This window comes from Jannaschia maritima (genome assembly GCF_030973515.1).
Taxonomy (GTDB): Bacteria; Pseudomonadota; Alphaproteobacteria; order Rhodobacterales; family Rhodobacteraceae; genus Jannaschia; species Jannaschia maritima.
Genome location: NZ_JARGZA010000018.1, coordinates 21,618 through 41,392 on the forward strand (window position 1 = coordinate 21,618; position 19,775 = coordinate 41,392).

25 protein-coding genes and 1 tRNA gene are annotated in these 19,775 nt (G+C 72.0%); 13 read left to right on the forward strand and 13 right to left on the reverse strand.

The annotated features are described in order from the left end of the window. Nucleotides 1-69 precede the first annotated feature (69 nt). From P0084_RS15405 to P0084_RS15415, 3 genes are all read left to right on the forward strand, one after another. On the forward strand, nucleotides 70-663 hold the full coding sequence (locus tag P0084_RS15405; RefSeq protein ID WP_308917765.1) for a sigma-70 family RNA polymerase sigma factor: 594 nt from the start codon (nucleotides 70-72) through the stop codon (nucleotides 661-663). Between the two features lie 7 nt (nucleotides 664-670). Continuing rightward, nucleotides 671-1,318 carry a cupin domain-containing protein gene (locus P0084_RS15410; RefSeq protein ID WP_308917766.1) on the forward strand — a complete coding sequence of 216 codons (648 nt, stop codon included), beginning with the start codon at nucleotides 671-673 and terminating at the stop codon, nucleotides 1,316-1,318. Between the two features lie 117 nt (nucleotides 1,319-1,435). Next, nucleotides 1,436-3,025 (forward strand): helicase-related protein, encoded by a 1,590-nt coding sequence (locus tag P0084_RS15415; RefSeq protein ID WP_308917767.1) that lies wholly within the window; start codon nucleotides 1,436-1,438, stop codon nucleotides 3,023-3,025. Here P0084_RS15415 and P0084_RS15420 read toward each other — a convergent pair. Then, nucleotides 3,022-3,489 (reverse strand): CreA family protein, encoded by a 468-nt coding sequence (locus P0084_RS15420; RefSeq protein WP_308917768.1) that lies wholly within the window; start codon nucleotides 3,487-3,489, stop codon nucleotides 3,022-3,024. The two genes, P0084_RS15415 and P0084_RS15420, sit on opposite strands and share 4 nt — an antisense overlap. A 117-nt stretch (nucleotides 3,490-3,606) precedes the next feature. On the opposite strand from P0084_RS15420, the gene P0084_RS15425 reads away from it, so the two are divergent. The 5 genes from P0084_RS15425 (at nucleotide 3,607) to P0084_RS15445 (ending at nucleotide 7,208) form a co-directional block, all read left to right on the forward strand. Then, nucleotides 3,607-4,461, forward strand: coding sequence for an MBL fold metallo-hydrolase (locus P0084_RS15425; RefSeq protein WP_308917769.1), 855 nt, complete (start codon nucleotides 3,607-3,609; stop codon nucleotides 4,459-4,461). Then, on the forward strand, nucleotides 4,461-5,120 hold the full coding sequence (locus P0084_RS15430) for an RluA family pseudouridine synthase (protein ID WP_308917770.1): 660 nt from the start codon (nucleotides 4,461-4,463) through the stop codon (nucleotides 5,118-5,120). The genes P0084_RS15425 and P0084_RS15430 overlap by 1 nt, the downstream gene beginning before the upstream one ends. 433 nt (nucleotides 5,121-5,553) lie before the next feature. Then, entirely contained in the window at nucleotides 5,554-6,210 is a 657-nt protein-coding gene (locus P0084_RS15435) for a peroxiredoxin (protein ID WP_308917771.1), read from the forward strand. An 8-nt stretch (nucleotides 6,211-6,218) separates the two neighbouring features. After that, a complete protein-coding gene (locus P0084_RS15440) occupies nucleotides 6,219-6,710 on the forward strand; it encodes a VOC family protein (protein WP_308917772.1) in 492 nt (163 codons plus the stop codon). A 42-nt stretch (nucleotides 6,711-6,752) separates the two neighbouring features. Next, nucleotides 6,753-7,208 (forward strand): YbaK/EbsC family protein, encoded by a 456-nt coding sequence (locus P0084_RS15445; protein ID WP_308917773.1) that lies wholly within the window; start codon nucleotides 6,753-6,755, stop codon nucleotides 7,206-7,208. Between the two features lie 57 nt (nucleotides 7,209-7,265). On the opposite strand, the gene P0084_RS15450 is transcribed toward P0084_RS15445, so the two are convergent. From P0084_RS15450 to P0084_RS15465, 4 genes are all read right to left on the reverse strand, one after another. Next, nucleotides 7,266-7,679 carry a MarR family winged helix-turn-helix transcriptional regulator gene (locus P0084_RS15450; RefSeq protein WP_308917774.1) on the reverse strand — a complete coding sequence of 138 codons (414 nt, stop codon included), beginning with the start codon at nucleotides 7,677-7,679 and terminating at the stop codon, nucleotides 7,266-7,268. Then, entirely contained in the window at nucleotides 7,676-8,134 is a 459-nt protein-coding gene (locus tag P0084_RS15455) for a hypothetical protein (protein WP_308917775.1), read from the reverse strand. The genes P0084_RS15450 and P0084_RS15455 overlap by 4 nt, the downstream gene beginning before the upstream one ends. Nucleotides 8,135-8,995: 861 nt before the next feature. Next, complete coding sequence (ykgO, locus tag P0084_RS15460; protein ID WP_010141322.1) at nucleotides 8,996-9,121, reverse strand: type B 50S ribosomal protein L36; 126 nt, start codon at nucleotides 9,119-9,121, stop codon at nucleotides 8,996-8,998. A gap of 98 nt (nucleotides 9,122-9,219) precedes the next feature. After that, nucleotides 9,220-9,294 (reverse strand) — tRNA-Val (locus P0084_RS15465). A gap of 147 nt (nucleotides 9,295-9,441) precedes the next feature. Here P0084_RS15465 and P0084_RS15470 point away from each other — a divergent pair. Then, nucleotides 9,442-10,308 (forward strand): N-formylglutamate amidohydrolase, encoded by an 867-nt coding sequence (locus P0084_RS15470; RefSeq protein WP_308917776.1) that lies wholly within the window; start codon nucleotides 9,442-9,444, stop codon nucleotides 10,306-10,308. A 19-nt stretch (nucleotides 10,309-10,327) separates the two neighbouring features. Here the strand turns inward: P0084_RS15470 and P0084_RS15475 are convergent, their stop codons facing one another. Beyond that, nucleotides 10,328-11,413, reverse strand: coding sequence for an ornithine cyclodeaminase (locus P0084_RS15475; RefSeq protein ID WP_308917777.1), 1,086 nt, complete (start codon nucleotides 11,411-11,413; stop codon nucleotides 10,328-10,330). Nucleotide 11,414: 1 nt separating this feature from the next. Further along, a complete protein-coding gene (rocF, locus tag P0084_RS15480; RefSeq protein WP_308917778.1) occupies nucleotides 11,415-12,326 on the reverse strand; it encodes an arginase in 912 nt (303 codons plus the stop codon). 97 nt (nucleotides 12,327-12,423) lie between these two features. Here rocF and P0084_RS15485 point away from each other — a divergent pair, with 97 nt between their 5' ends. Together P0084_RS15485 and P0084_RS15490 are read left to right on the forward strand one after the other, a co-directional pair. Continuing rightward, entirely contained in the window at nucleotides 12,424-12,852 is a 429-nt protein-coding gene (locus P0084_RS15485) for an Lrp/AsnC family transcriptional regulator (RefSeq protein ID WP_308917779.1), read from the forward strand. Nucleotides 12,853-13,039: 187 nt separating this feature from the next. Next, nucleotides 13,040-14,047 carry a peptidoglycan-binding domain-containing protein gene (locus tag P0084_RS15490; protein WP_308917780.1) on the forward strand — a complete coding sequence of 336 codons (1,008 nt, stop codon included), beginning with the start codon at nucleotides 13,040-13,042 and terminating at the stop codon, nucleotides 14,045-14,047. Nucleotides 14,048-14,065: 18 nt separating this feature from the next. Here the strand turns inward: P0084_RS15490 and P0084_RS15495 are convergent, their stop codons facing one another. After that, nucleotides 14,066-15,319: a DNA polymerase IV gene (locus P0084_RS15495; protein WP_308917781.1), complete on the reverse strand. Its 1,254-nt coding sequence runs from the start codon at nucleotides 15,317-15,319 to the stop codon at nucleotides 14,066-14,068. Nucleotides 15,320-15,537: 218 nt separating this feature from the next. On the opposite strand from P0084_RS15495, the gene P0084_RS15500 reads away from it, so the two are divergent. Further along, nucleotides 15,538-15,852 (forward strand): hypothetical protein, encoded by a 315-nt coding sequence (locus tag P0084_RS15500; RefSeq protein WP_308917782.1) that lies wholly within the window; start codon nucleotides 15,538-15,540, stop codon nucleotides 15,850-15,852. Then, nucleotides 15,849-16,043, forward strand: coding sequence for a hypothetical protein (locus P0084_RS15505; RefSeq protein ID WP_308917783.1), 195 nt, complete (start codon nucleotides 15,849-15,851; stop codon nucleotides 16,041-16,043). Before P0084_RS15500 ends, P0084_RS15505 begins: the two co-directional genes overlap by 4 nt. 318 nt (nucleotides 16,044-16,361) lie before the next feature. On the opposite strand, the gene pyrF is transcribed toward P0084_RS15505, so the two are convergent. From pyrF to tsaD, 5 genes are read right to left on the reverse strand one after another with little or no spacing between them, the layout of a single operon-like run. Further along, nucleotides 16,362-17,051, reverse strand: a complete 690-nt coding sequence (gene pyrF, locus P0084_RS15510; RefSeq protein WP_308917784.1) for an orotidine-5'-phosphate decarboxylase — start codon at nucleotides 17,049-17,051, stop codon at nucleotides 16,362-16,364. Then, entirely contained in the window at nucleotides 17,048-17,467 is a 420-nt protein-coding gene (locus tag P0084_RS15515) for an EVE domain-containing protein (protein WP_308917785.1), read from the reverse strand. The genes pyrF and P0084_RS15515 overlap by 4 nt, the downstream gene beginning before the upstream one ends. Then, nucleotides 17,464-17,739, reverse strand: coding sequence for a YciI family protein (locus P0084_RS15520; protein ID WP_308917811.1), 276 nt, complete (start codon nucleotides 17,737-17,739; stop codon nucleotides 17,464-17,466). The genes P0084_RS15515 and P0084_RS15520 overlap by 4 nt, the downstream gene beginning before the upstream one ends. An 8-nt stretch (nucleotides 17,740-17,747) precedes the next feature. Beyond that, nucleotides 17,748-18,698 carry an NAD(P)H-dependent glycerol-3-phosphate dehydrogenase gene (locus tag P0084_RS15525; protein WP_308917786.1) on the reverse strand — a complete coding sequence of 317 codons (951 nt, stop codon included), beginning with the start codon at nucleotides 18,696-18,698 and terminating at the stop codon, nucleotides 17,748-17,750. After that, nucleotides 18,695-19,753, reverse strand: a complete 1,059-nt coding sequence (gene tsaD, locus P0084_RS15530) for a tRNA (adenosine(37)-N6)-threonylcarbamoyltransferase complex transferase subunit TsaD (protein WP_308917787.1) — start codon at nucleotides 19,751-19,753, stop codon at nucleotides 18,695-18,697. The genes P0084_RS15525 and tsaD overlap by 4 nt, the downstream gene beginning before the upstream one ends. Nucleotides 19,754-19,775 lie beyond the last annotated feature (22 nt).

The following is a 19,775-nucleotide window of genomic DNA, read 5'->3' on the forward strand; positions in this document are numbered from 1 at the left end:
CGGCGGGTGGACCGTGACCTCGTGGGGTATCGCAGGCGCGGTCATTGGGTTGCAGCGAAGGGGTGCGTGATGTCCGATCATCACGACGATGGCCATTGGAGCCGCCTTCTGGTGGCCGTTGGGGCGCATCGAGACCGGGACGCGTTCGAATCGCTGTTCGTCCAGTTCGGGCCGAGGGTGAAGATGTTCCTGCTCCGCACCGGCTTGACGGAGGGGGCGGCCGAGGATTGCATGCAGGACGTCATGGTCGCGATGTGGCGCAAGGCGCATCTGTACGACCCGGGGCGGGCGCACGTGGCGACGTGGCTGTTCACCATCGCGCGCAACCGCAAGATCGACCTGATCCGCCGGATCCGGCGCCCCGAGCCGGAGGATCTGCCCTGGGGGCCGGAACCCGATCCGGCGCAGGCCGACGTCATGGCCATGCAGGAGGACAGTCGCCGTCTGGCCGACGCCGTCGCGCAGCTGCCCCCCGCCCAGCGGGAGCTGATCGAGCACGCGTTCTATGGCGAGCTGACCCATTCCGAGATCGCCGCCACGACCGGTCTGCCGCTCGGGACGATCAAGTCGCGGATCCGGCTGGCCATCGATCGTCTCCGGTATGCCATGGAATCCGAGATCGCCCACGCTACGTCACGACGCGGAGACGAGAACGCGGGGTAAGCGTGCGATGTCCGTGACCCATCCGATCGGCGACGAGATCCTGCTGGGCTATGCCGCCGGCGGATTGCCGGCCGTCTATGACCTGCTGGCCGCCTGCGCGGTGTCGTTGGACGACGACGCGCGCGTGCGCTTGGGCGTGTTCGAGGCGATGGGCGGGGCGCTTCTGGCGCGCGAGCAGATCGCCCCCCTGCGCCACGACAGCTTCGAGGGGGTGTTGCGGCGCATCGGCGGCCTTCCCCCGGAGGAAACGGTGGATCCCGGACGCAAGGTGCCCATGCCCGACGCCGTCCTACCCCGGCCGCTGCGCGAGCGTCTGGGCGGGGATGCGGCCGATCTGCTTTGGACCTCCTGCGGTCTGGGACGCCGGGAGGTGGCCCTGGACCATGACGTCGACGGGGGGGGTTGCCTGATGGCGATCCCCGGGGGCGTGGTCGTGCCCGCCGTGGACGAGGACCGCACGGCGCTGGTGCTGCAGGGCGGGTTCCGCATCGGGGCGGATCGCTATGGTCGCGGCGACGTGGTCGCCCTGCGCGACCCGGACCACCGCGCCGTGGCGGAGGACGGACCCGACTGCATCTGCCTGGTGGTCGGTGACGGTTCCGCACCCATTCCGTCCCTGGGTCGCCGCCTGCGGGACCGCCTGCTGGCGGGCTAGGGGCGCGGCCGGTTCGGCACGCGGGCGCCTGCGGCGATCTCGCTCCCGGCTACCATGCAACCGAATCGACCCCGAACCGCGTTCGCCTGGGTCCCCCCGGCCCTGGAGCGCCCCGCGATGACCCCCGCACCCATCGACCCCCGCGACCACGACCTCCTGTTCGGTCGCGATGCATTGAAGCCCGGCGACGCCGTCGTGCACTTCGAGCATGGCCTCGCCCGTTACGACGGCATCGAACGGTTGGAGGTGGACGGTGCCGTGCACGAGCTGACGGCGCTGACCTATCGCGACGACGGACGGCTGAAGGTGCCTGCGCGGGAAGGGCGGGATTTCTGGGCCTATGGCGCCCCCGCGGCGGAGGTGACGCTTGACCGGCTGAAGGCAGGCGACTGGATCCGGCATCGCGATGCGATGATCGCCGAGCTGCGCGAGGCGGTGGACGCGCTGATGGCCGAGGATCGGGCGCGGCGGTCCCATGAGGCGCATCCGGTTCCCCGCGACCCCGATGGCCTGCAGGCCGTGGTCGACGGCTTCCGGTTCGAGCCGACGGAGGATCAGGTCCGCGCGATCGAGGCCGTGCTGGACGACATGGCGCAAGACGTGCCCATGGATCGCCTGCTGATCGGGGACGTGGGCTTCGGCAAGACGGAGGTGGCCCTGCGCGCCCTCGCCGCCACCGCCCTGTCCGGACGCCAGGCGCTGCTGGCCGCCCCCACCACCGTCCTGGCGCGTCAGCATTTCGACACGCTGTCCCGGCGGTTGGGGGCCGCGGGGATAGCGGTCGTGGAACTGTCGCGCTTGACGGACGACCGGGACGCCGCCCTCGCCGCCATCGCGGACGGCACGGCGCAGGTGATCGTGGGCACCACCGCCGTGCTGTCGGACGACGTGTTGTTCGATGGCCTGGGTCTGGTCGTGATCGACGAGGAGCAGCGCCTGGGCCGGGACGACAAGCAGGCGCTGCGCGCTCTGTGCCCCGGTTGCCACGTGCTGTCGATGACCGCCACGCCGATCCCACGGTCGCTGGCGGCCGCCGAGATCGGGCTGGTGGCCGTGTCGGTCCTGGCGACGCCGCCCCGTGCGCGCAAGGCCACCGAGACGACGGTGCGCACCACCTGCCTGGACGCCCTGCGCGAGGCCGTGGCGGTCGAGCGGGACCGTGGGGGACAGGTCTTCGTCGTGTGCCCTCGGATCGAGGGGCTGGCGGACGTGGAGGCGGCCCTGCGGGACGGGCTCGACGCGGAAGCGCTGACCGTGGTGCATGGCCAGTTGCCAGAGGACGAGTTGGAGGAGCGGATGCTGCGCTTCGCCCGCGGCGAGGTGGAGGTGCTGGTGTCCACGACCATCGTGGAGTCGGGCATCGACGTGCCGCGCGCGAACGCGATGATCGTGCTGGACGCCGATCGCTTCGGCTTGGCCCAGTTGCACCAATTGCGGGGCCGCATCGGGCGGGGGGACGTGGCCGCCGCGATGCTCCTGATGTCTGATGCGGACGAGGACGCCGTCGCCCGGCTGGACGCGTTCGCCGCATGCGACGAGATCGGCGCGGGCTTCCGCATCGCGCGCATGGATCGCGACCACCGGGGGTGGGGCGAGATCGACGGCGAGGCGCAGTCGGGGCATCAATCCCGGCTTGGGATAGGTCTCTACCGCCACCTGATCCGGCAGCACGCGCTGGGTCCGGTGGACGATGCCGTCGCGGCCTAGTTCGCCAGTTGCGCACCATAGAGGGGGACCGTCGAGACGGACATCTTGGCGGACCCTTCCGTCAATTCCCGGGCGTGGGCGAGATAGATCAGGGTCTGGTTCGCCTCGTCGTAGATGCGCTTGATCCGCAACGATTTCAGCACGATGGACCGGCGTTCGCGGAACACCTCCTCCCCGTCCTCGGACGTGTCGATGTCGCCCACGCGGATTGGGCCCGTCTGGCGGCACGCGATCGACGCGTTGGACGGATCCTCGAACCAGTTGCCCTGGCTCAGGCGGTCGAGGACGGAGCGGTCGAAATAGGCGACGTGGCAGGTCACGCCCTCGACCTTGGGATCGGCGATGGCCTCGATCACGATGTCGTTGCCGACCCAGTCGACGCCGACCTCGCCCACCTTTTCGGCTGTGGCGGGGCTGGCGATCAGGAGGGGAAGGGCGAGAAGGGCGGGAAGGGCGCGGCGCATTCGGGGGACTCCGGGTGTGGGGGTGGTGCCGGGACTCAACGGGGGATGGCGGGGGCGGTTCCGTTGGACGCGACGGCGGCCGTCCGATAGGGACGTCCCGCGAGGACGGGACCGGCGATGACGGCAGGCGACAGATTGGTGATCCTGGGATCGAAGGGCGGCCCCGCGATCCGTCCGGGCGGGCCCAACCCCACCGCGTCCCTGCTGTGCCTGGACGGGCGGCGGATCGTGGTCGATTGCGGCCTGGGCGTGACACGGGGGTTGGTCGATACGGGTATGGACCTGCGGGATCTGGACCTGATCGTCCTGACGCACCTCCATTCCGATCACTGCCTGGAATTGGGGCCGTTGATCCATACCGCCTGGACGTCCGGGCTGGCCACGCCGGTCACGGTGTGGGGACCGCGGGGCACGGCCGCGCTGTGGGATGGTTTCCTCTCGTCGCTGGCGTTCGACGTGGCGTTGCGGATCGACGACGAAGGGCGGCCGGATCTGGCCGCGCTGGTCGATATCCGCGAGTACGATGAAGGATCGGTAAACCTCGGCGGCATCGCGGCACGGACCCTCCGCGTCGATCACCCTCCGGTGACGGACTGCTTCGGGTGGCGGTTCGACGGGGCGTCGTGGTCGGTCTGCTTCAGTGCGGACACGGCGTATCATCCCCCGTTGATCGATCTCGCGCGTGGGGCCGACGTGCTGGTCCACGAGGCCATGCTGGAGGCGGGCGTGGACCGGCTGGTGGCGCGGACGGCCAACGGGACAAGGCTGAAGCAGCATATCGTGCGGTCTCACACCGAAGCCGCGGACGCGGCCCGGCTGGCCGCGCGGGCGGGGGTGCGGCGGTTGGTGCTGCATCATCTGGTGCCCGCCGACGATCCCGCCATCGGGGTGGCGGACTGGCTGGACGCCGTGCGGCCGCACTTCGCGGGCCAGGTGCTGGTCGCGCGGGACGGCCTGGTCGTGACGCCCTGATGCCGCCGCGCCATTCCGAAGGGTACGACCCGCCCACGGGTCCCATCCCGGTCGTCCACCGAGACGCCGATCTGCTGGTCGTGGACAAGCCCGCGGGGCTTCTGTCGGTGCCGGGCCGGGGGGCGCATCTGGCCGATAGCTTGTTGACACGATTGCAGGAATCCGAGCCGGAGGTGCTGCTGTGCCACCGGCTGGACCGGGACACGTCGGGGGTGATGGTGTTCGCGCTGACGAAGGCGGGGCAGCGGGGGATGGGCCGGCTGTTCGAGACGCGCAAGGTGGCGAAGCGCTACGTCGCGCGGGTCCATGGCCGGGTCGCGGAGGCCAAGGGAACCGTGGACCTACCGCTGATCGTGGATTGGGAGAACCGGCCCTTGCAGCACGTGGACCACGAGCGCGGGAAGCCGGCCGTCACGGACTGGAAGGTACTGGAATCAAAGGATTCCGAGACCCGGATGCGGTTGATGCCGCGCACGGGGCGGAGCCACCAGCTGCGCGTCCACATGCAGGCGATCGGGCATCCGATCCTGGGGGATCCGTTCTACGCCACGCCGGGCATGCCGCATATGGAACGGCTGATGCTGCATGCGGAAGGGTTGAAGTTCGCCCACCCCGTCACCGAGAAGGTCATGCGTTTCACGGTTCCCGCGCAATTCTAGCGAAATAAAACGGGCCGAAATCGGCGTACACCCCCCGTACACCCCCCGTGCACCCCCCGTGCATACGTTTCGGCATATTGGCACCGTACGTTGCGCCGGGGTTGCGTCGCGGCGGCGTTCCGTGCGGGGGGTGGTCCAGCGGGCCGCCCGTGCGACCCGCGCTTCGGACCTCGGAACGGTCCCCCGGACCGGCCCGGCGCTGCGCGATCGGTCCTGCGCCCCCGTGCATACGCGCGGGCGCATCGGCACCGCGCGTCGCGCCGGGGTTGCCGTCCGTGGGCGTTCCGTGCGCCCGGCGTTTCGCGGGACGCCCGGACCGGTCGGATCGTGCAGGACGAAACGGCGTCCCGCTTTCCGCCGGCGACCTTCCGCATTCCGAACGGTCCGCCTAGATCGGTCGTCGACAGACGACGCCACCCGGGGAGAAACCACCATGTCGCTTCGCATCAACCAGACCGTGCCCGACTTCGAAGCCGAGACGAGCGACGGGCCCATCCGCTTCCACGACTGGATCGGGGACAGCTGGGCCATCCTGTTCAGCCACCCGAAGGACTTCACCCCCGTCTGCACGACCGAGTTTGGGGCCGTGGCGCAACTGCGCCAGGAATGGGAGCAGCGCGGGGTGAAGGTCATCGGCATCTCGATCGACGACGCCGAAAGCCACCGCCGCTGGAAGGGCGACATCGAGACGTTCGGGGGCGCCGAACCGACCTTCCCGATCATCGCGGACACGTCGCTGGAGATCTCCAAGGCCTATGACATGCTGCCCGCGGATGCGTACCTGCCCGACGGACGCACGCCCAACGACACGGCGACCGTCCGGTCGGTCTACGTCATCGGGCCGGACAAGCAGCTGAAGCTGTCCATGACCTATCCGATGAACGTGGGCCGCAACTTCGCCGAGGTCCTGCGCGCGGTTGATGCGTTGCAGGCCGCGGCCAAGCACGGCGTCGCCATGCCCGCCAACTGGGAGCGCGGGCGCGACGTGGTGATCCCCGCCACGGTCAGCGACGACGACGCGACGGCCAAGTTCGGGACGTACCAGACGCATTTCCCGTACTTGCGCACCACGGCGGACCCGTCCGCGTGACAGGAGGCGTGACCGGGGGCGTGCCCGGCGCCCGGCTGGGGCACGGCCACCTTCGGGTGGCCGACCTGGACCGGGCGGTCGCGTTCTATACCGGGCCGATCGGGATGCGGGTCACGGCGCGGATCGGGCGGCAGGCGGCGTTCCTGTCCTTCGACGGCTATCACCACCATCTGGGCCTGAACGTGTGGGGATCGCGCGGTGGCACGCCCCCGCCGCCGGGACATACGGGGCTGTTCCACCTTGCGCTGCTGTATCCGGACCGGGCCGCGCTGGGCCGGGCGGTGGCGCGGCTGGCCGATGCGGGCCATCCGCTGACGGGCGCGTCCGACCACGGCGTGTCGGAGGCGGTGTACCTGGACGATCCCGACGGCAACGGGTTGGAGCTGTACCGGGATCGCGCGGAGGCGGACTGGCCCCGGCACCCCGACGGATCCCTCGCCATGGTGACGGATCCGCTGGACGTGGCGGCGCTGCTGGCGGAGGGGCGCGCCGCCGTCTAGGATCGTTTCGGGGCGACGCGTGGTGGGGCCATGTCGGGAAGCGTGACACGCGTCGAGCGGGCGCTGGCCGAGCTGGGGCTGCCGACGCGGGTCGTGCGGATGCCCGCATCGACCCGCACGGCGGCGGAGGCGGCGGCCACCTGTGGCTGCGCGGTCGCGCAGATCGTCAAGTCGATGGTGTTCGAGGGGCGGAGCAGCGGGCGGCTGGTCCTGCTGCTCGTGTCCGGCGCGCACGACGTCGACCTGGACCGCGCGGCGGCGGCGGTGGGCGAAGGGCTGTCGCGCGCGGATCCCAAGCGGGTGCGGGCGGAGACGGGCTTCGCCATCGGGGGCGTGTCGCCGGTCGGGCATCTGGCCCCCATCGGGGCGTGGATGGACGCGTCGCTGCTGGAGCACGAGGTGGTCTGGGCCGCCGCGGGCGCGCCCGACGCGGTGTTCGCCGCACCGCCCGCCGCCCTGCGGGACGCGACCGGGGCCGCGGTGTTCGCCGTCGCCTGAATGGGCGGGCCCCGGGGCGAGGCGGTCGGGCGCGGGGGGACGACCGTGCGGCGACCGTCAGCCCAGCTTGTCCAGGACGGCGCGGCAGACCTTGGCGAAGGCGGCGCGGTCGGACTTGGACAGGTCGTCGAACAGGGCGGCGAGGGTCTGGGTCCGCTGGGCACGGGCGTCGCGCAGCTGTTCGGCCGCATGGTCGTTCAGGCGGATCAGGGTCTTGCGGCGATCGGTCGGGTGGCGTTCGCGCGTGACCAGGCCGTCGGCTTCGAGCACGTCCACGAGGCCCGTCACCGCCTGGGGCGAGACGTGCAGCGCCCGGGCGAGGTCGCGCATGGTGGCCGGCCCGTCGTCCGACAGCCGCGCCATCAGGACCACGCGCGGCGCCCGCGCGGCGCCCGCCCCCTGCAGGCGGCGCAGGGCGGGGGCCAGTTCGTCCAGCAACTGGGCCAGGTGCTTGGGTGACGAGGTCTTCACAGCTTCCCGGGTAGGCCGTCGCGGCGCGGAACGTCAAGACCCGGACCGTTCGCCGACGGGGCACCTTGGACCAGGGCCGCGGGCGTGACGCGGCAGGGGGTGGTGATGGCGCCGCTTTCCAGGATCGCCTCCGCCCCGCTGCGATACCAGTTCAGGTCGTCGCGCCCATAGGCCGCGCGATCGGGCCGGTGGTCGCGGCTGTCGAACGGGTATCGCGGCCCGTCGAGGCCCCGCAGCACGGCCACGCGGCCGTCGATGGTCAGCTGCACGCGCTCCTCGCCTGCATAGCGGGCGCCGACGACGCGGCCGTCCGTGCAGATGTAGGTGTAGGTCCGCCCGAGATAGGGCAGCACCCCGTCGGGGTCGTAGACGACGGGCGCCTGCAGGCTGAGCGGGTTGCGCTGCGGGTTGCAGGCGGCGAGGCCCGCGAGGGCGAGGAGGATCAGTGCGCGCATGGCGGAGGTCATGGCAGGGGAAGGTTAGCGAAGGGTAAGGATGGGCGGGGGCCACCTCGTCGGGTGGTCGTGGCGGGGGACGTGTACGGTCGGGGGGCGTTCCTGCGATAAAGGTGTAGAGCGCTTCGGTCGCGTTTCGCGACGGAGGGACGGCGGAAGCCGCGCCCGACATCCTGGCGCGCCTTCGGCCGGGGACGCCTGGTCGAAACGGATGGATCGAAGGGCGTCCGGGACGAGCGGGCCGAGGGCATCGGATGCCTGTCGGAGCGTGGGTCGCCCGGCGCGGCTGGGACCTCCCCGTCGTACATCGGACTATCGGCAGGGATGTTCGCCGCCTCCGTGAGAACCGAGTAGCCGACGGTGAACTGCGTCGGGGCGAGCGCTTCGGCGCAGGGGTGACGATCTCCGCGAAGGCGGCATGGCTTTCCAGCGGATCGGAATCCTCGAAGAGCAGGATCCACACCGCGAACACCCCCATAGGGGTCCTGTTGCTCGCCTTTGGCCTCCTGCCACACGTCCCCCTCGCGCGCCGCGTGCCGCGCACCAGTCGGAGGTGGTCCGGGCTTCGTCGCCGGCCACCTCCTCCGCCTGCTGGACGGCATCGCTGGCGGAAAGGACGGCCGCGCCGGTGGCGGCGGGCGCGGCGCCCTGGATCGCCCCCAAGGTCTTCCGGAACATCGGGAGCGCCGGTCCGGGATCACGTGGATCGCACGCGAACGGGCGTATCCCATAGCGGTCCCTGCGAGGGTCGGGCCGCGCGCGGGTGTCGCGGCGCGGATGCCGTAGCGGCGCGGAGCATTCCCCGACCCCGAACGCAAAAGGCCGCCCGGAGGGCGGCCCGTCACGCGTGCGCGCGGGTCTTCAGCCCTGGCGGGCCTTGAACCGGCGCTGGGTCTTGTTGATGACGTAGACCCGGCCCTTGCGGCGCACGACGCGGCAATCGCGGTGGCGCTGCTTGAGCGAGCGGAGCGAGTTGCGGACCTTCATGGCCGTCTCCCATTCTGTTCGCGGCGCGGCGATGCGCCTTGCTGGTTGCGTCGCGTCCCGGCGGGGGACTGGACCTTGCGTGCCCCTGGGGGCGGTGATGGTGGGCGATACAAGGTTCGAACTTGTGACCCCTTCGATGTCAACGAAGTGCTCTACCGCTGAGCTAATCGCCCCGCCGCGCGGGCGGACCCGCGGAACCCGCGATGCCGTCCGTGCATTGGTGGCGCGTCGGATAGATCCAATCGCACGGGCGTGCAAGGGGGCTTTCGGCAGGGTCCGGATCGGCCTATATCCGCACGCAATCGGGAAGGCGCGCGCCCATGTCACCACCCCCCTTCCGGCTGACGATGCCGGCGCGCCAGACCGCGCCGCTGGTGGTCGCTTCGCCGCATTCGGGGCGCGATTACGGGGACCCGTTCCTGGCCGCCACGGTGCTGGACCGTCAGGGCATCCGCTCGTCGGAGGACGCCTTCGTCGACCTGTTGCTCGAGAACGTGCCGCAGCTGGGCGTGCCGCTGCTGGCCGCGACCGTGCCGCGCGCGTACCTCGATCTGAACCGCGCGCCGGAGGAGCTGGACCCCGCCCTGGTCCACGACGTGCCGCGGGGGGGCATGAACCCGCGTATCTCGTCCGGCCTGGGGGTGATCCCGCGCGTCGTGGCGCAGGGGCGCGCGATCTATCGCGGCAAGATCACCCGGGCGGAGGCGCGCGCCCGGATCGACGCCGTTTGGCGCCCGTACCACGCGCAGCTGGCCGCGCTGATGGATGCCGCCCACGCGGCGTTCGGGCAGGCGGTGCTGCTCGACGTCCATTCCATGCCGCACGAGGCGATCGAGGGCACGTCGGCCCGGGGTCGCCCGCCGGAGGTGGTGCTGGGCGACCGGTTCGGCGCGTCGTGCCACGCGCGCATCGTCGACGCCCTGGAGGCGGCGCTGGCGGATCTGGGGTTCCGGGTCGCGCGCAACGCGCCCTTCGCGGGGGCGTACATCGCGCAGACCTACGGCGCGCCCGACCGGGGGCGGCACGTGATCCAGATCGAGCTGGATCGCGCGCTCTACATGGACGAGGCGACGCTGGAGGTGCATCCCGACTTCGCCGCGATGCGCAACCTGCTGACGGAGGCCGTAGCGCGGGTCGCGGCGCACCTCGCGGGGGGGCGCGGCACGGGGGCCGTCGCGGCCGAGTGATCCGGGGACGGGCATCGCCCTAGCCCGACCGCATCAGCATGCCGAACAGGTCGCGGGGGTCGTCGGGGTCGGCCAAGAGGTCCAGGCGTTCGTGGGCGGCGCCGTCCCGCACGGCGTCGTGGACCCACGTCAGGGCGGCGAAGTCCTCCACCGCGAAGCCCACGGAGTCGAACAGCGTGATCTGGTCGCGCCCCGTGCGCCCAGGGGCTTGTCCGGTGACGACGCGCCAGAGCTCGGTGACGGGATGGTCGGGATCGAGCTGCTGGATCTCGCCCTCCACCCGGGTCTGCTCGGGGTGCTCCACGAAGATGTCGGCGCGCAGGAGGATGTCGCGGGCCAGCTCGGTCTTGCCGGGGCAGTCGCCGCCGATGGCGTTCAGGTGGACGCCCGCGCCCACCATGTTGTCCGACAGGACGGTGGCGTTGCGCTTGTCGGCGGTGCAGGTCGTCACGATCTGCGCGCCGGCGACGGCATCCTCCGGCGTGGCGCATTCCACGACGCGCAGGCCCGTGCCCTGGAGGTTGCGCGCGGCCTTGGCGGTGGCGGCGGGGTCGACGTCGTGGAGGCGGATCTCGCGGATGCCCAGGACGTGGTGGAAGCCCAGGGCCTGGAACTCGCACTGCGCGCCCGCGCCGATCATGCCCATGACGGTGGCGTCCTTCGGGGCGAGGTGCTTCGCCGCCACCACGGACGTCGCCGCCGTCCGCAGCGCCGTCAGCACCGTCATCTCGGACAGCAGCACGGGATAGCCGGTGTCGACGCGGGCCAGCACGCCGAAGGCCGTCACGGTCTGATAGCCGCGCGCCATGTTGGCCGGGTGGCCGTTGACGTATTTGAACCCGTAATGGTCCCCATCGGATGTCGGCATCAGCTCGATCACGCCGTCGCGCGAATGGCTGGGGACCCGGGCGACGCGGTGGAAATCGGGCCAGCGGCGGAAGCAATCCTCGATCCGGTCGGCCAGGGCGGCGATGGTCCGTTCGATGCCGCGGGACCGGACCAGGGCCATCATGTCGTGGACGGACACGAACGGGACGTAGGCCAGTTCGGACGGTTCGGGGGGCGTGACCGGGGCGGGGAGCGTGACGGAGGTGGGGGCGGTCATGTCAGATCCTTCGGGTCTGGCGGTCGAGCACGGTCTTGCCGAAGAGCGAGGCGGCCAAGTCGACGGCCACCCGCGCGGTACGGCCATGCTCGTCCAGCATGGGGTTCAACTCGGCCAGGTCGAGCGACGTGACCAGGCCGGATTCGTGCAACAGCTCCATCACCAGATGCGCTTCGCGGAAGGTCGCGCCGCCCGGGACGGTGGTGCCCACGGCGGGGGCTATGGCGGGATCCAGGAAGTCGACGTCGAGCGAGACGTGGACGTCCGCCCCGGCGCGCGCGGCGCGGTCCAGGAAGGCGCGGACGGGAGCCGCGACGCCGTCCTCGTCCACCGCGCGCATGTCGTGGACGCGTACCCCCGCCTGGCCCAGACGAGTGCGTTCCTGGGCATCGACCGATCGCAGGCCCAGCATCAGCACGTCCTCCGGCGCGACGGCGTGACCCAGGGGTGGGAAGGCGTCGAACCCCGACTGTCCGGTGGCATAGGCGGCGGGCGTGCCGTGCAGGTTGCCGCTGTCGGTGCTGCCCAGGTCGTGGAAGTCGCTATGCGCGTCCAGCCACAGCACGTGCAGGGGGCGGCCGCGGTCCGCCGCCCGCGCGGCCATGGCGGGCACGGTGCAGGCAGCCATGAAGTGATCGCCGCCCAGGAAGACGGCCGTGCCGTCGATGCGGGGCATGGCGCGTGCGGCGTCCAGCCAGCCGAAACAGGCGCCCAGGTCGTGGATGGCCGCGTTCGGGTGCGCGGGGGCGCCGATGGACACGGGTGCCAGGTCGCCCCGGTCGGTCACGGCGTGGCCCAGGTCGCGCAGGGCGCGGGGCAGGCCGGCGGTGCGAAGGGCGGCGGGGCCCATCGCGCAGCCGGCGATGCCCGCGCCCTCGCCGACGGGCAGGCCGAGAAGTGTGATATCGGTCATGTCCGCCCGTATCGCCCTCGGACCGCTGGCGGGGAACCATGCAGATGTGTCATCCTGCGTGCCAGACCGGACATATCGACGGCGGACGGGGCGCAAGATGGACGATACGGACCGTAGGCTGATCGCGCTGCTGCGCCACGACGGGCGGATGCCGGTGGCGAAGCTGGCGGGGGCGTTGGGCTTGGGCCGGGCGGCGGTGGCTTCGCGGATGGACAGGCTGCGACGCGACGGCACGATCGAGGGGTTCACGGTCGTCCTGCGCGATGCGGCCGCGCCCGCGCCGGTCCGCGGCATCGTGATGATCGAGTTGCAGGGTCGGCTGATGCCAGAGGTCACGGCCAGCCTGGACCGCATGCCGGAGGTGCGGGCGATCCACACGACGGCCGGGCGCTGGGGCCTGATCTGCGAGATCGGGACGGAGGATCTGGCCGCGTTCGACGACCTGTTGTGGCGCATCGAACGCCTGCGCGGCGTCACCCGGTCGGAGACCAACCTGTACCTGACGACGAAGCGCAGTGCGCGCTGAGGCGGGGGATTAGGTAAGGATACCCCGCCTTGCCCGGCCCAGTCCTCGCGCGGTAGCTTCCGCGCGTTTCCAAAAGGAAAGGTCCGGGCGGATGGCATTGGCGAGCAGGTACTTCTCGGGCGTCGAAGGGCTCCAGGCGGCGGCGGCGAGCCGTCCGGCCTTGAAGCGCGGGTCGCGGGGCGAGGCCGTGCGCCGCCTGCAGGTCGGGCTGAACGCGATGGGCCACCACATGCCGCGCTCGACCATCCCCGGCGGCGGGTTCGACGGCGCCTATGGGCGCGAGATGGACGGGATCGTCACCGCGCTGCAGCGATCCACAGGGCTGACGGTCGACGGCATCGCGGGGCGTCAGGTGGTGGGCCACGTGGACGCAAAGATGCGCGACTTGGAAACCGCGCTAGCGAGCTTGGCGCCGGCGCTGGATCAGGGAACCGCCCGTTGGGACGGCCCGCCGATCCGTGCGAATGCGGGCCGGCTATCGCCCGAGTCCGTGGCGCGTGGGACGTCGCCGCAATGCATTGTCCAAGCCCGCACCCGCCTGCTGGCGTTGCGGCAGGGCAACGTCTCTTACCGGAAGCCCGTCTGGACTCATCTGGCGCAAACCACGTCGCACGATATGGTCAACGGCGCCGCGGCCTTACCGGTCTTGGTCGGTCTTGCCGCCGCATTGTTCGAGGCGCTCGCGGGGGTGCAGCAGGCGCTATGGGTCTGGACCGCGCTTTGCGCGGCCGCAACGGTGACCGTGGCGGTCGTGCCGAAGGCCATAGACGAGATCGCCGCGATGGCGTCGCAAGCCGAACGGATGGTGCGCGACGCCGTAGGAGAGCTCGAAGCTTTGCTTGCGGCATACGAGGGTGCGCTTGGGCCTTGCGCCCACCACCTCAAGGACCTGATCGGCACCCTTTGGCTGATGATCAAGCGCACGGCGAGAGAAGGCGCGACCCGCCCCAAGCGCATGTGTAGACCGGGCGATCAGTGGGAAGTGGACCGCAACGTCCTGAAGGATATCAAAGACCTGACTAACAAGGCGATCAGGCACATAGAGGCGCTTCTGAATTGCTTGGCTGACCGCGGAATCATCACGGATGACGCCGCGACCGCGATCTTTCGCTGGCTCGAACGTAACAAGCGTCTATCGTTGAAGGTCGGCTGGACGCGAAAGGTTTTCCAAGAACTTACCAAGCTGCTCTGGTAGTCCGCGCGCGCCGGCCATCTATCGCAGCGCGCGTCCCTTGATGATCGCATCGTCGCCGTAGCGGCCGCGGATGGCGTCGGTGGCGCGTTCGGCGCGGGCGCGGCGGGCGGCGCCGGGGTCGAGCAGGTCGTCCACGCGGTCGGCGCGGTCGGCGGGGGTCAGGTCGGACAGGCCCACCCCGATCAGGCGCATGTCCGCCAGGGGCCCCTGCGCGCCCAGCAGCGCGCGGGCTGTGCGATAGATGCGGTCGGCCATCTGCGTGGGTTCCGGCAGCCCCGTGCGGCGCGTGAGAAGCTGGAAGTCCGCCCGCTTCAGCTTCAGCGTCACGGTCCGGCCCGCGAGGCCCTTGGCCTTGGCGCGCGCGCTGACCTGCTCCGCCAGGCGCCAGACATGGCCGTCCAGGATGTCGGCGTCGTGGGTGTCGTCGCCGAACGTCGTCTCCTTGCTGATGGATTTCGGGATGCGGTCGCGCTTGACCGGGCGGGCGTCCAGGCCCCGCGCCAGATGCCACAGCCGGTCGCCGGTCGATCCGAACCGGTCGGCCAGGTCGCGGCGGGACCAGCGCTTCAGGTCGTGGATCGTGCGGATGCCCGCGCGTTCCAGCGACGCGCGGCCCGCCGCACCCACCCCCCAGATCAGGGATACGGGCTTGGGGTCGAGGAACGCGTCCGTTTCCGCCCGCCCGATCACGGAGAAGCCGTTGGGCTTGTCGAGGTCGGATGCGATCTTCGCGAGGAACTTGTTGTGCGACAGGCCGATGGAGCCGGTGATGCCGAGCTCGTCGCGCATCCGCTTCGTCAGCCCGGCCAGCATCACGGCGGGCGGGGCGCCGTGCAGCTTGGCGGTGCCGGTCAGGTCGAGGAACGCCTCATCCAGCGACAGGGGCTCGATGGCGGGGGTCAGGTCCTCCATCATCGCGCGGATGGCTTGGCTGACCTCGACATAAAGCGACATGCGGCCCTTGATGACGACGGCGTCGGGGCACAGGCGCAGGGCCTGGAACATGGGCATCGCGGAGCGCACGCCCCGGATGCGCGCCACGTAGCAGCAGGTGGACACGACGCCGCGTCGTCCGCCGCCGATGATCACCGGCTTGTCGGCCAGGTCGGGGCGGTCGCGCTTCTCGACGCTGGCATAGAAGGCGTCGCAGTCCATGTGGGCGATGGACAGGTCCCACAGCTCCGGGTGGGTCGTGACGCGGGGCGAGGCGCAGGTCGGGCAGCGGGTCCCGCCGCCGAAGGCGTTCAGGCAGGCGCGGCAGAGGGCGGGCATCGGACCGGTCCTTCGGGCTGGTGCGGGCGGGTTGGAACGGGCGCGCCGCGCGGCGCGTTCACCGTCCATAGCCCATTCGGGACCCCCCGTCAGGGGGTGTCCCGTGGCGTCGGGTCGCCGGGATCAGATCGTCCCGGTGGCTGGCCCAGGGCCAAGGGGCGGCGCCCGGGGTGGGGCCGCCCCGATCCCGCTTCCCGCCCCCTTCCAGGAGGTCCGCCATGCCTGCCGATCCGACCCGCACCACCCAGCCCGGAACCACCACGCCCGTGGAGGCCGACGCGCCGGAGGACCGGACCCATCCCGCCGGGCCGAACGACACCGACGACACGTACCGCCCGGAGACCGCGCAGGAGCGCGCGTCCGACGCGACCATGAACCCCACGCCCCATGCGGCGGCGGGCGCCAGCGGCACCGCCCCCGCGGGCGTCGAGACGCCGAAGGACGGCAAGTCGCGCACGCTGCTGATCGGGGCGGTCGTGGCCGTCGTGGTCATCCTGCTGGCGTTCCTGCTGCTGTCGGGCGGTGCCACGTGACCGAGGAAAAGGTCGGCCGCACCCCGCCCGAACGGTCCCGCCGCGGCGCGTGGGGCATCTGGGTCGGGGTGGGCGTGATCGCGATCCTGGCCGTGTCGCTGTTCGGCTTCGCGCTCGATCCCGGCGAGGCGGAGATCGAGGAGGCGCCGACCGGCGTGATGCTGGACACGGAGGAAGACCTGGGGAACTGACCTGCACCCCCCGCGCCGCCGCCGATCGCACCCATCGGTCATGCCGCGCTGCGGCGAAGGGTTCTCCGGTCCGTGTGCCGTGGGACCCTTCCGTCGCGATCAGTTTGGGCCGGAGCGGGCCGCGACGCAACCGGGACGATGATCAATGGAACGAGGGGTCCGAGCGGTCCGCCGGGCACCGGCGGCACGTCGCGCCGCGCCGACTGGGCCGCAACGACGCCCGTCTGCGTCGCGTCTGCGCTGCGTCTGCTCCGCGTCGGACAGGTTTGCGATTCGCGGCGGCGGTCGCCCGACCGGGGGCGTTCCCCGACCGATCCCCTAGGGCAGGTCCGCCAGCACGGCGCGCAACGCCGCGACCGGGTCGGAGGCGGCGTGGATCGGGCGTCCGATGACGACGTGGTCGGCGCCCGCCTCCAGCGCCGCGCGGGGCGTGGCGATGCGCTTCTGGTCGCCCGCATCAGCGCCCGCGGGACGCACCCCGGGGGTGACGACGAGCTTACCCGCCGCTTCGGGCAGGGCGCGGATCGCGGCGGCCTCCCAGGGGGAGGCGATCACGCCGTCGGCGCCCGCGTCGAAGGCGCGCCCGGCGCGGTCCACCACCAGATCGGCCACCTCGCCCGGCCGCATGAGGGCCGCGTCCAGATCGGCGCGGTCGAGCGAGGTCAGGATCGTGACGGCCAGGATGCGCGTGTCGCCCTTCGCCTGGGCCGCGGCCCCCACCACGTAGGGGTCGCCGTGGACGGTCAGGAGGTCGTGGCCGAAGGCGGCCAGCCCGCGGACCGCGGCCTCCACCGTGGCGCCGATGTCGAACAGCTTCATGTCGAGGAAGGTGCGCTTGCCGTGCTCGTCCTTCAGCTCGTTCGCCAGCGCCAGGCCGCCGCCGGTCAACATGCCCAGCCCGACCTTGTAGAAGGTCGCCGCGTCGCCCAGCCGGGCGGCCATCTCCAGCCCCGCCAGGGCGTGGGGGACGTCGAGCGCGACGATGACGCGGTCGTCGCCCGCGGTCACGGGTCGACCCCGGCCAGGGCGCAGACGATGCGCCATTCGTCGGGCGTCACGGGCTGAACCGACAGGCGGCTCTGACGGATGAGGGCCATGTCCCCCAGCCCGTCGGTGGCCTTGATCCGGGCCAGCGTGACGGGCGTGGCGACGGGGCGGAGGGCGCGGATGTCCACGCAGTCCCAGCGGTCGTCGTCCGCGGTGCTGTCGGGGTGCGCTTCGGCGCAGACCTCCACGATGCCGACGACGGCCCGCTGGTCCTGCGAATGGTAGAAGAAGCCGCGGTCGCCCAGCGCCATCTCGCGCATGACGTTGCGCGCCTGATAGTTGCGCACGCCGTCCCATTCCTCGCCCGCGTCGCCCTTCGCGACCTGATCGTCCCAGGACCAGACGGAGGGTTCGGACTTGAAGAGCCAGTGCCTCACCTGTCGACGACCCGGTTCCAGGACTCGATCCGCACGCTGTCGAACAGGCCCGCCTTCGCGTAGGGATCGGCGGCGGCCCAGGCCTCGACATGGGCGCGGTCGGGGGTGTCGAACACGATCAGGCTGCCGGCCATCTCGCCCGCCGCGTTCACCAAGGGGCCGGCCTGGCGCACGAGGGGATCGGCGTTCAGGTGATCCAGATGCGCTTCGCGGTTGTCCATGCGGACCTGGAGGTGGCCGGGTTTGTCGTGGCAGATCAGGACGGTCATCATGGGGGTCGTCACTCCGTGGTGGGCGGGCGGGAGAGCAGGGCGTCCATCGCGTCTGTCACGTCCGCGCGCCCGGCGGCAAGGTCCGCCACGGCCCGCGTGATGGGCAGGTCGATCCCGTGACGGCGGGCTAGCGCCAGGGCGGCGGTCGCGGTGGCCACGCCTTCGGTGGTGGCGTCCGGCCGCGGGGCGCCGGCGCCGATGGCGTGGCCCAGGGCGAAGTTGCGCGATCCCGGGCTGGCGCAGGTCAGGGCCAGGTCGCCCAGGCCCGACAGGCCCGACAGCGTGTCCGCCTGCGCGCCCAGGGCCGTGGCCAGGCGCGTCATCTCGGCCATGCCGCGGGTCATCAGCGCGGCGCGGGCCGATTCGCCCAGGCCCGCCCCCATCGCGGCCCCGCAGGCGATGGCCACGACGTTCTTGAGCGCGCCGCCCAGTTCCACCCCCGCGACGTCCGCGGCGCGATAGAGGCGAAGGGCGGGGGTCGACAGGACGTCCTGGATCCGCCTGGCCGCGGCGTCGTCCGCGCAGCCCAGCGACAGGGCCGTGGGCAGGCCGCGCGCGATGTCGGCGGCGAAGGACGGGCCCGACAGGATCGCGACGGCGGCCCCCGGCCAGCGGCGGGCGAGGATCGCGGTGGGGCCCAGGCCGGTGGTCAGGTCGATCCCCTTGCAGGCCGCGACGGCGGCGGCGGGGGACAGGTCGAGCGCCTCGATGGCCCCGGCCAGGGTCTGCATGGGCAGGGCGAGGACGGTCACCTCGGCCCCCCGCAGGGCCCGCGCGTCGCCGGTGCAGCGGATGCGGGGGGGCAGGGCCACGTCCGCCAGGCGGGGCGTCGCGCGATCGGCCTGGGCGCGGTCCATTGCGGAGGCGTCGCGGCCCCACAGCACGACGTCGCGTCCGGCCTGCGCCCAGGCGCAGGCCAGCGCGGTCCCGAACGCGCCCGCGCCGACGACGCCGATCATGCCTTGGCCCCCCGCTTGCCCGATCCCAGCATGGGCGCGGCATCCCCGTCCAGGGGCCAGCGGGGGCGGGCGGCCAGGTCCATGCCGTCGCGCAGCCCGAGCGCCAGGCGCACGCCGCCGGCATAGGCGATCATCGCGGCATTGTCGGTGCACAGCGCCAGGGGCGGGGCGATCAGGGGCAGGGCGGTGGCCCCGCGCAGGGCGTCGCGGACGGCGCCGTTCGCCGCGACCCCGCCCGCCACGCAGATCGCCCCGACGCCCGGCGCGGCATGGAGGGCGGCGCGGGTCTTGGCGGCCAGGATGTCCGCCACCGCCGCCTGGAAGCTGCTGCACAGGTCGGCCCGCACGGACATGCGCAGGCCCCCGTCGCGGGCGCTCGCGGCGTCGCGCGCGCGCAGCACGGCGGTCTTGAGCCCCGAGAACGACATGTCGCAGCCGGGCCGGTCCAGCAGGGGGCGGGGCAGGGGGATCCCGGGGGCGCCGTTTCGGGCGCAGGCCTCCACCGCGGGGCCGCCGGGCTGCGGCAGGCCGAGGAGGCGGGCGACCTTGTCGAACGCCTCGCCCGGGGCGTCGTCGATCGTGCCGCCCAGCCGAACGAAGGCGGTGGGGCCGTCCACGCGCAGGAACTGGCAATGTCCGCCCGATACCAGCAGCAGGAGGTAGGGGAACGCCACAGCGTCGGTCAGGCGCGGGGTCAGGGCGTGTCCCGCCAGGTGGTTGACGCCCACGAGCGGCAGGCCGCGCGCGGCGGCGATGCCCTTGGCGCACATCACGCCCGACAGGACGCCCCCGATCAGGCCGGGTCCCGCCGTGACGGCGACGGCGTCCACCGCGTCGAGGGTCAGGTCCGCGTCCGACAGGGCGCGCAGGACGGCGAGGTCGATCTTCTCGGCATGGGCGCGGGCCGCGATCTCGGGGACGACGCCGCCGAACGCCGCATGGAGGTCGTCCTGCCGCAGCACGACGTCGGACAGGATCGCCCGCCCCCGCACCAGGGCGGCGGCGGTGTCGTCGCACGACGTCTCGATCCCCAGGATCGTGGGCTCTTGCACCATCGCCGCGATCTATGCCCCGGTC

What these genes read in the sequence shown, in the direction of transcription:
- P0084_RS15405 (WP_308917765.1), top strand. Translation starts at nt 70, where the DNA reads ATGTCCGATCATCACGACGATGGCCATTGGAGCCGCCTTCTGGTGGCC.
- P0084_RS15410 (WP_308917766.1), top strand. Translation starts at nt 671, where the DNA reads ATGTCCGTGACCCATCCGATCGGCGACGAGATCCTGCTGGGCTATGCC.
- P0084_RS15415 (WP_308917767.1), top strand. Translation starts at nt 1,436, where the DNA reads ATGACCCCCGCACCCATCGACCCCCGCGACCACGACCTCCTGTTCGGT.
- P0084_RS15420 (WP_308917768.1), bottom strand. Translation starts at nt 3,489, where the DNA reads ATGCGCCGCGCCCTTCCCGCCCTTCTCGCCCTTCCCCTCCTGATCGCC.
- P0084_RS15425 (WP_308917769.1), top strand. Translation starts at nt 3,607, where the DNA reads ATGACGGCAGGCGACAGATTGGTGATCCTGGGATCGAAGGGCGGCCCC.
- P0084_RS15430 (WP_308917770.1), top strand. Translation starts at nt 4,461, where the DNA reads ATGCCGCCGCGCCATTCCGAAGGGTACGACCCGCCCACGGGTCCCATC.
- P0084_RS15435 (WP_308917771.1), top strand. Translation starts at nt 5,554, where the DNA reads ATGTCGCTTCGCATCAACCAGACCGTGCCCGACTTCGAAGCCGAGACG.
- P0084_RS15455 (WP_308917775.1), bottom strand. Translation starts at nt 8,134, where the DNA reads ATGCGCGCACTGATCCTCCTCGCCCTCGCGGGCCTCGCCGCCTGCAAC.
- ykgO (WP_010141322.1), bottom strand. Translation starts at nt 9,121, where the DNA reads ATGAAGGTCCGCAACTCGCTCCGCTCGCTCAAGCAGCGCCACCGCGAT.
- P0084_RS15470 (WP_308917776.1), top strand. Translation starts at nt 9,442, where the DNA reads ATGTCACCACCCCCCTTCCGGCTGACGATGCCGGCGCGCCAGACCGCG.
- P0084_RS15475 (WP_308917777.1), bottom strand. Translation starts at nt 11,413, where the DNA reads ATGACCGCCCCCACCTCCGTCACGCTCCCCGCCCCGGTCACGCCCCCC.
- rocF (WP_308917778.1), bottom strand. Translation starts at nt 12,326, where the DNA reads ATGACCGATATCACACTTCTCGGCCTGCCCGTCGGCGAGGGCGCGGGC.
- P0084_RS15485 (WP_308917779.1), top strand. Translation starts at nt 12,424, where the DNA reads ATGGACGATACGGACCGTAGGCTGATCGCGCTGCTGCGCCACGACGGG.
- P0084_RS15495 (WP_308917781.1), bottom strand. Translation starts at nt 15,319, where the DNA reads ATGCCCGCCCTCTGCCGCGCCTGCCTGAACGCCTTCGGCGGCGGGACC.
- P0084_RS15500 (WP_308917782.1), top strand. Translation starts at nt 15,538, where the DNA reads ATGCCTGCCGATCCGACCCGCACCACCCAGCCCGGAACCACCACGCCC.
- P0084_RS15520 (WP_308917811.1), bottom strand. Translation starts at nt 17,739, where the DNA reads ATGATGACCGTCCTGATCTGCCACGACAAACCCGGCCACCTCCAGGTC.
- P0084_RS15525 (WP_308917786.1), bottom strand. Translation starts at nt 18,698, where the DNA reads ATGATCGGCGTCGTCGGCGCGGGCGCGTTCGGGACCGCGCTGGCCTGC.
- tsaD (WP_308917787.1), bottom strand. Translation starts at nt 19,753, where the DNA reads ATGGTGCAAGAGCCCACGATCCTGGGGATCGAGACGTCGTGCGACGAC.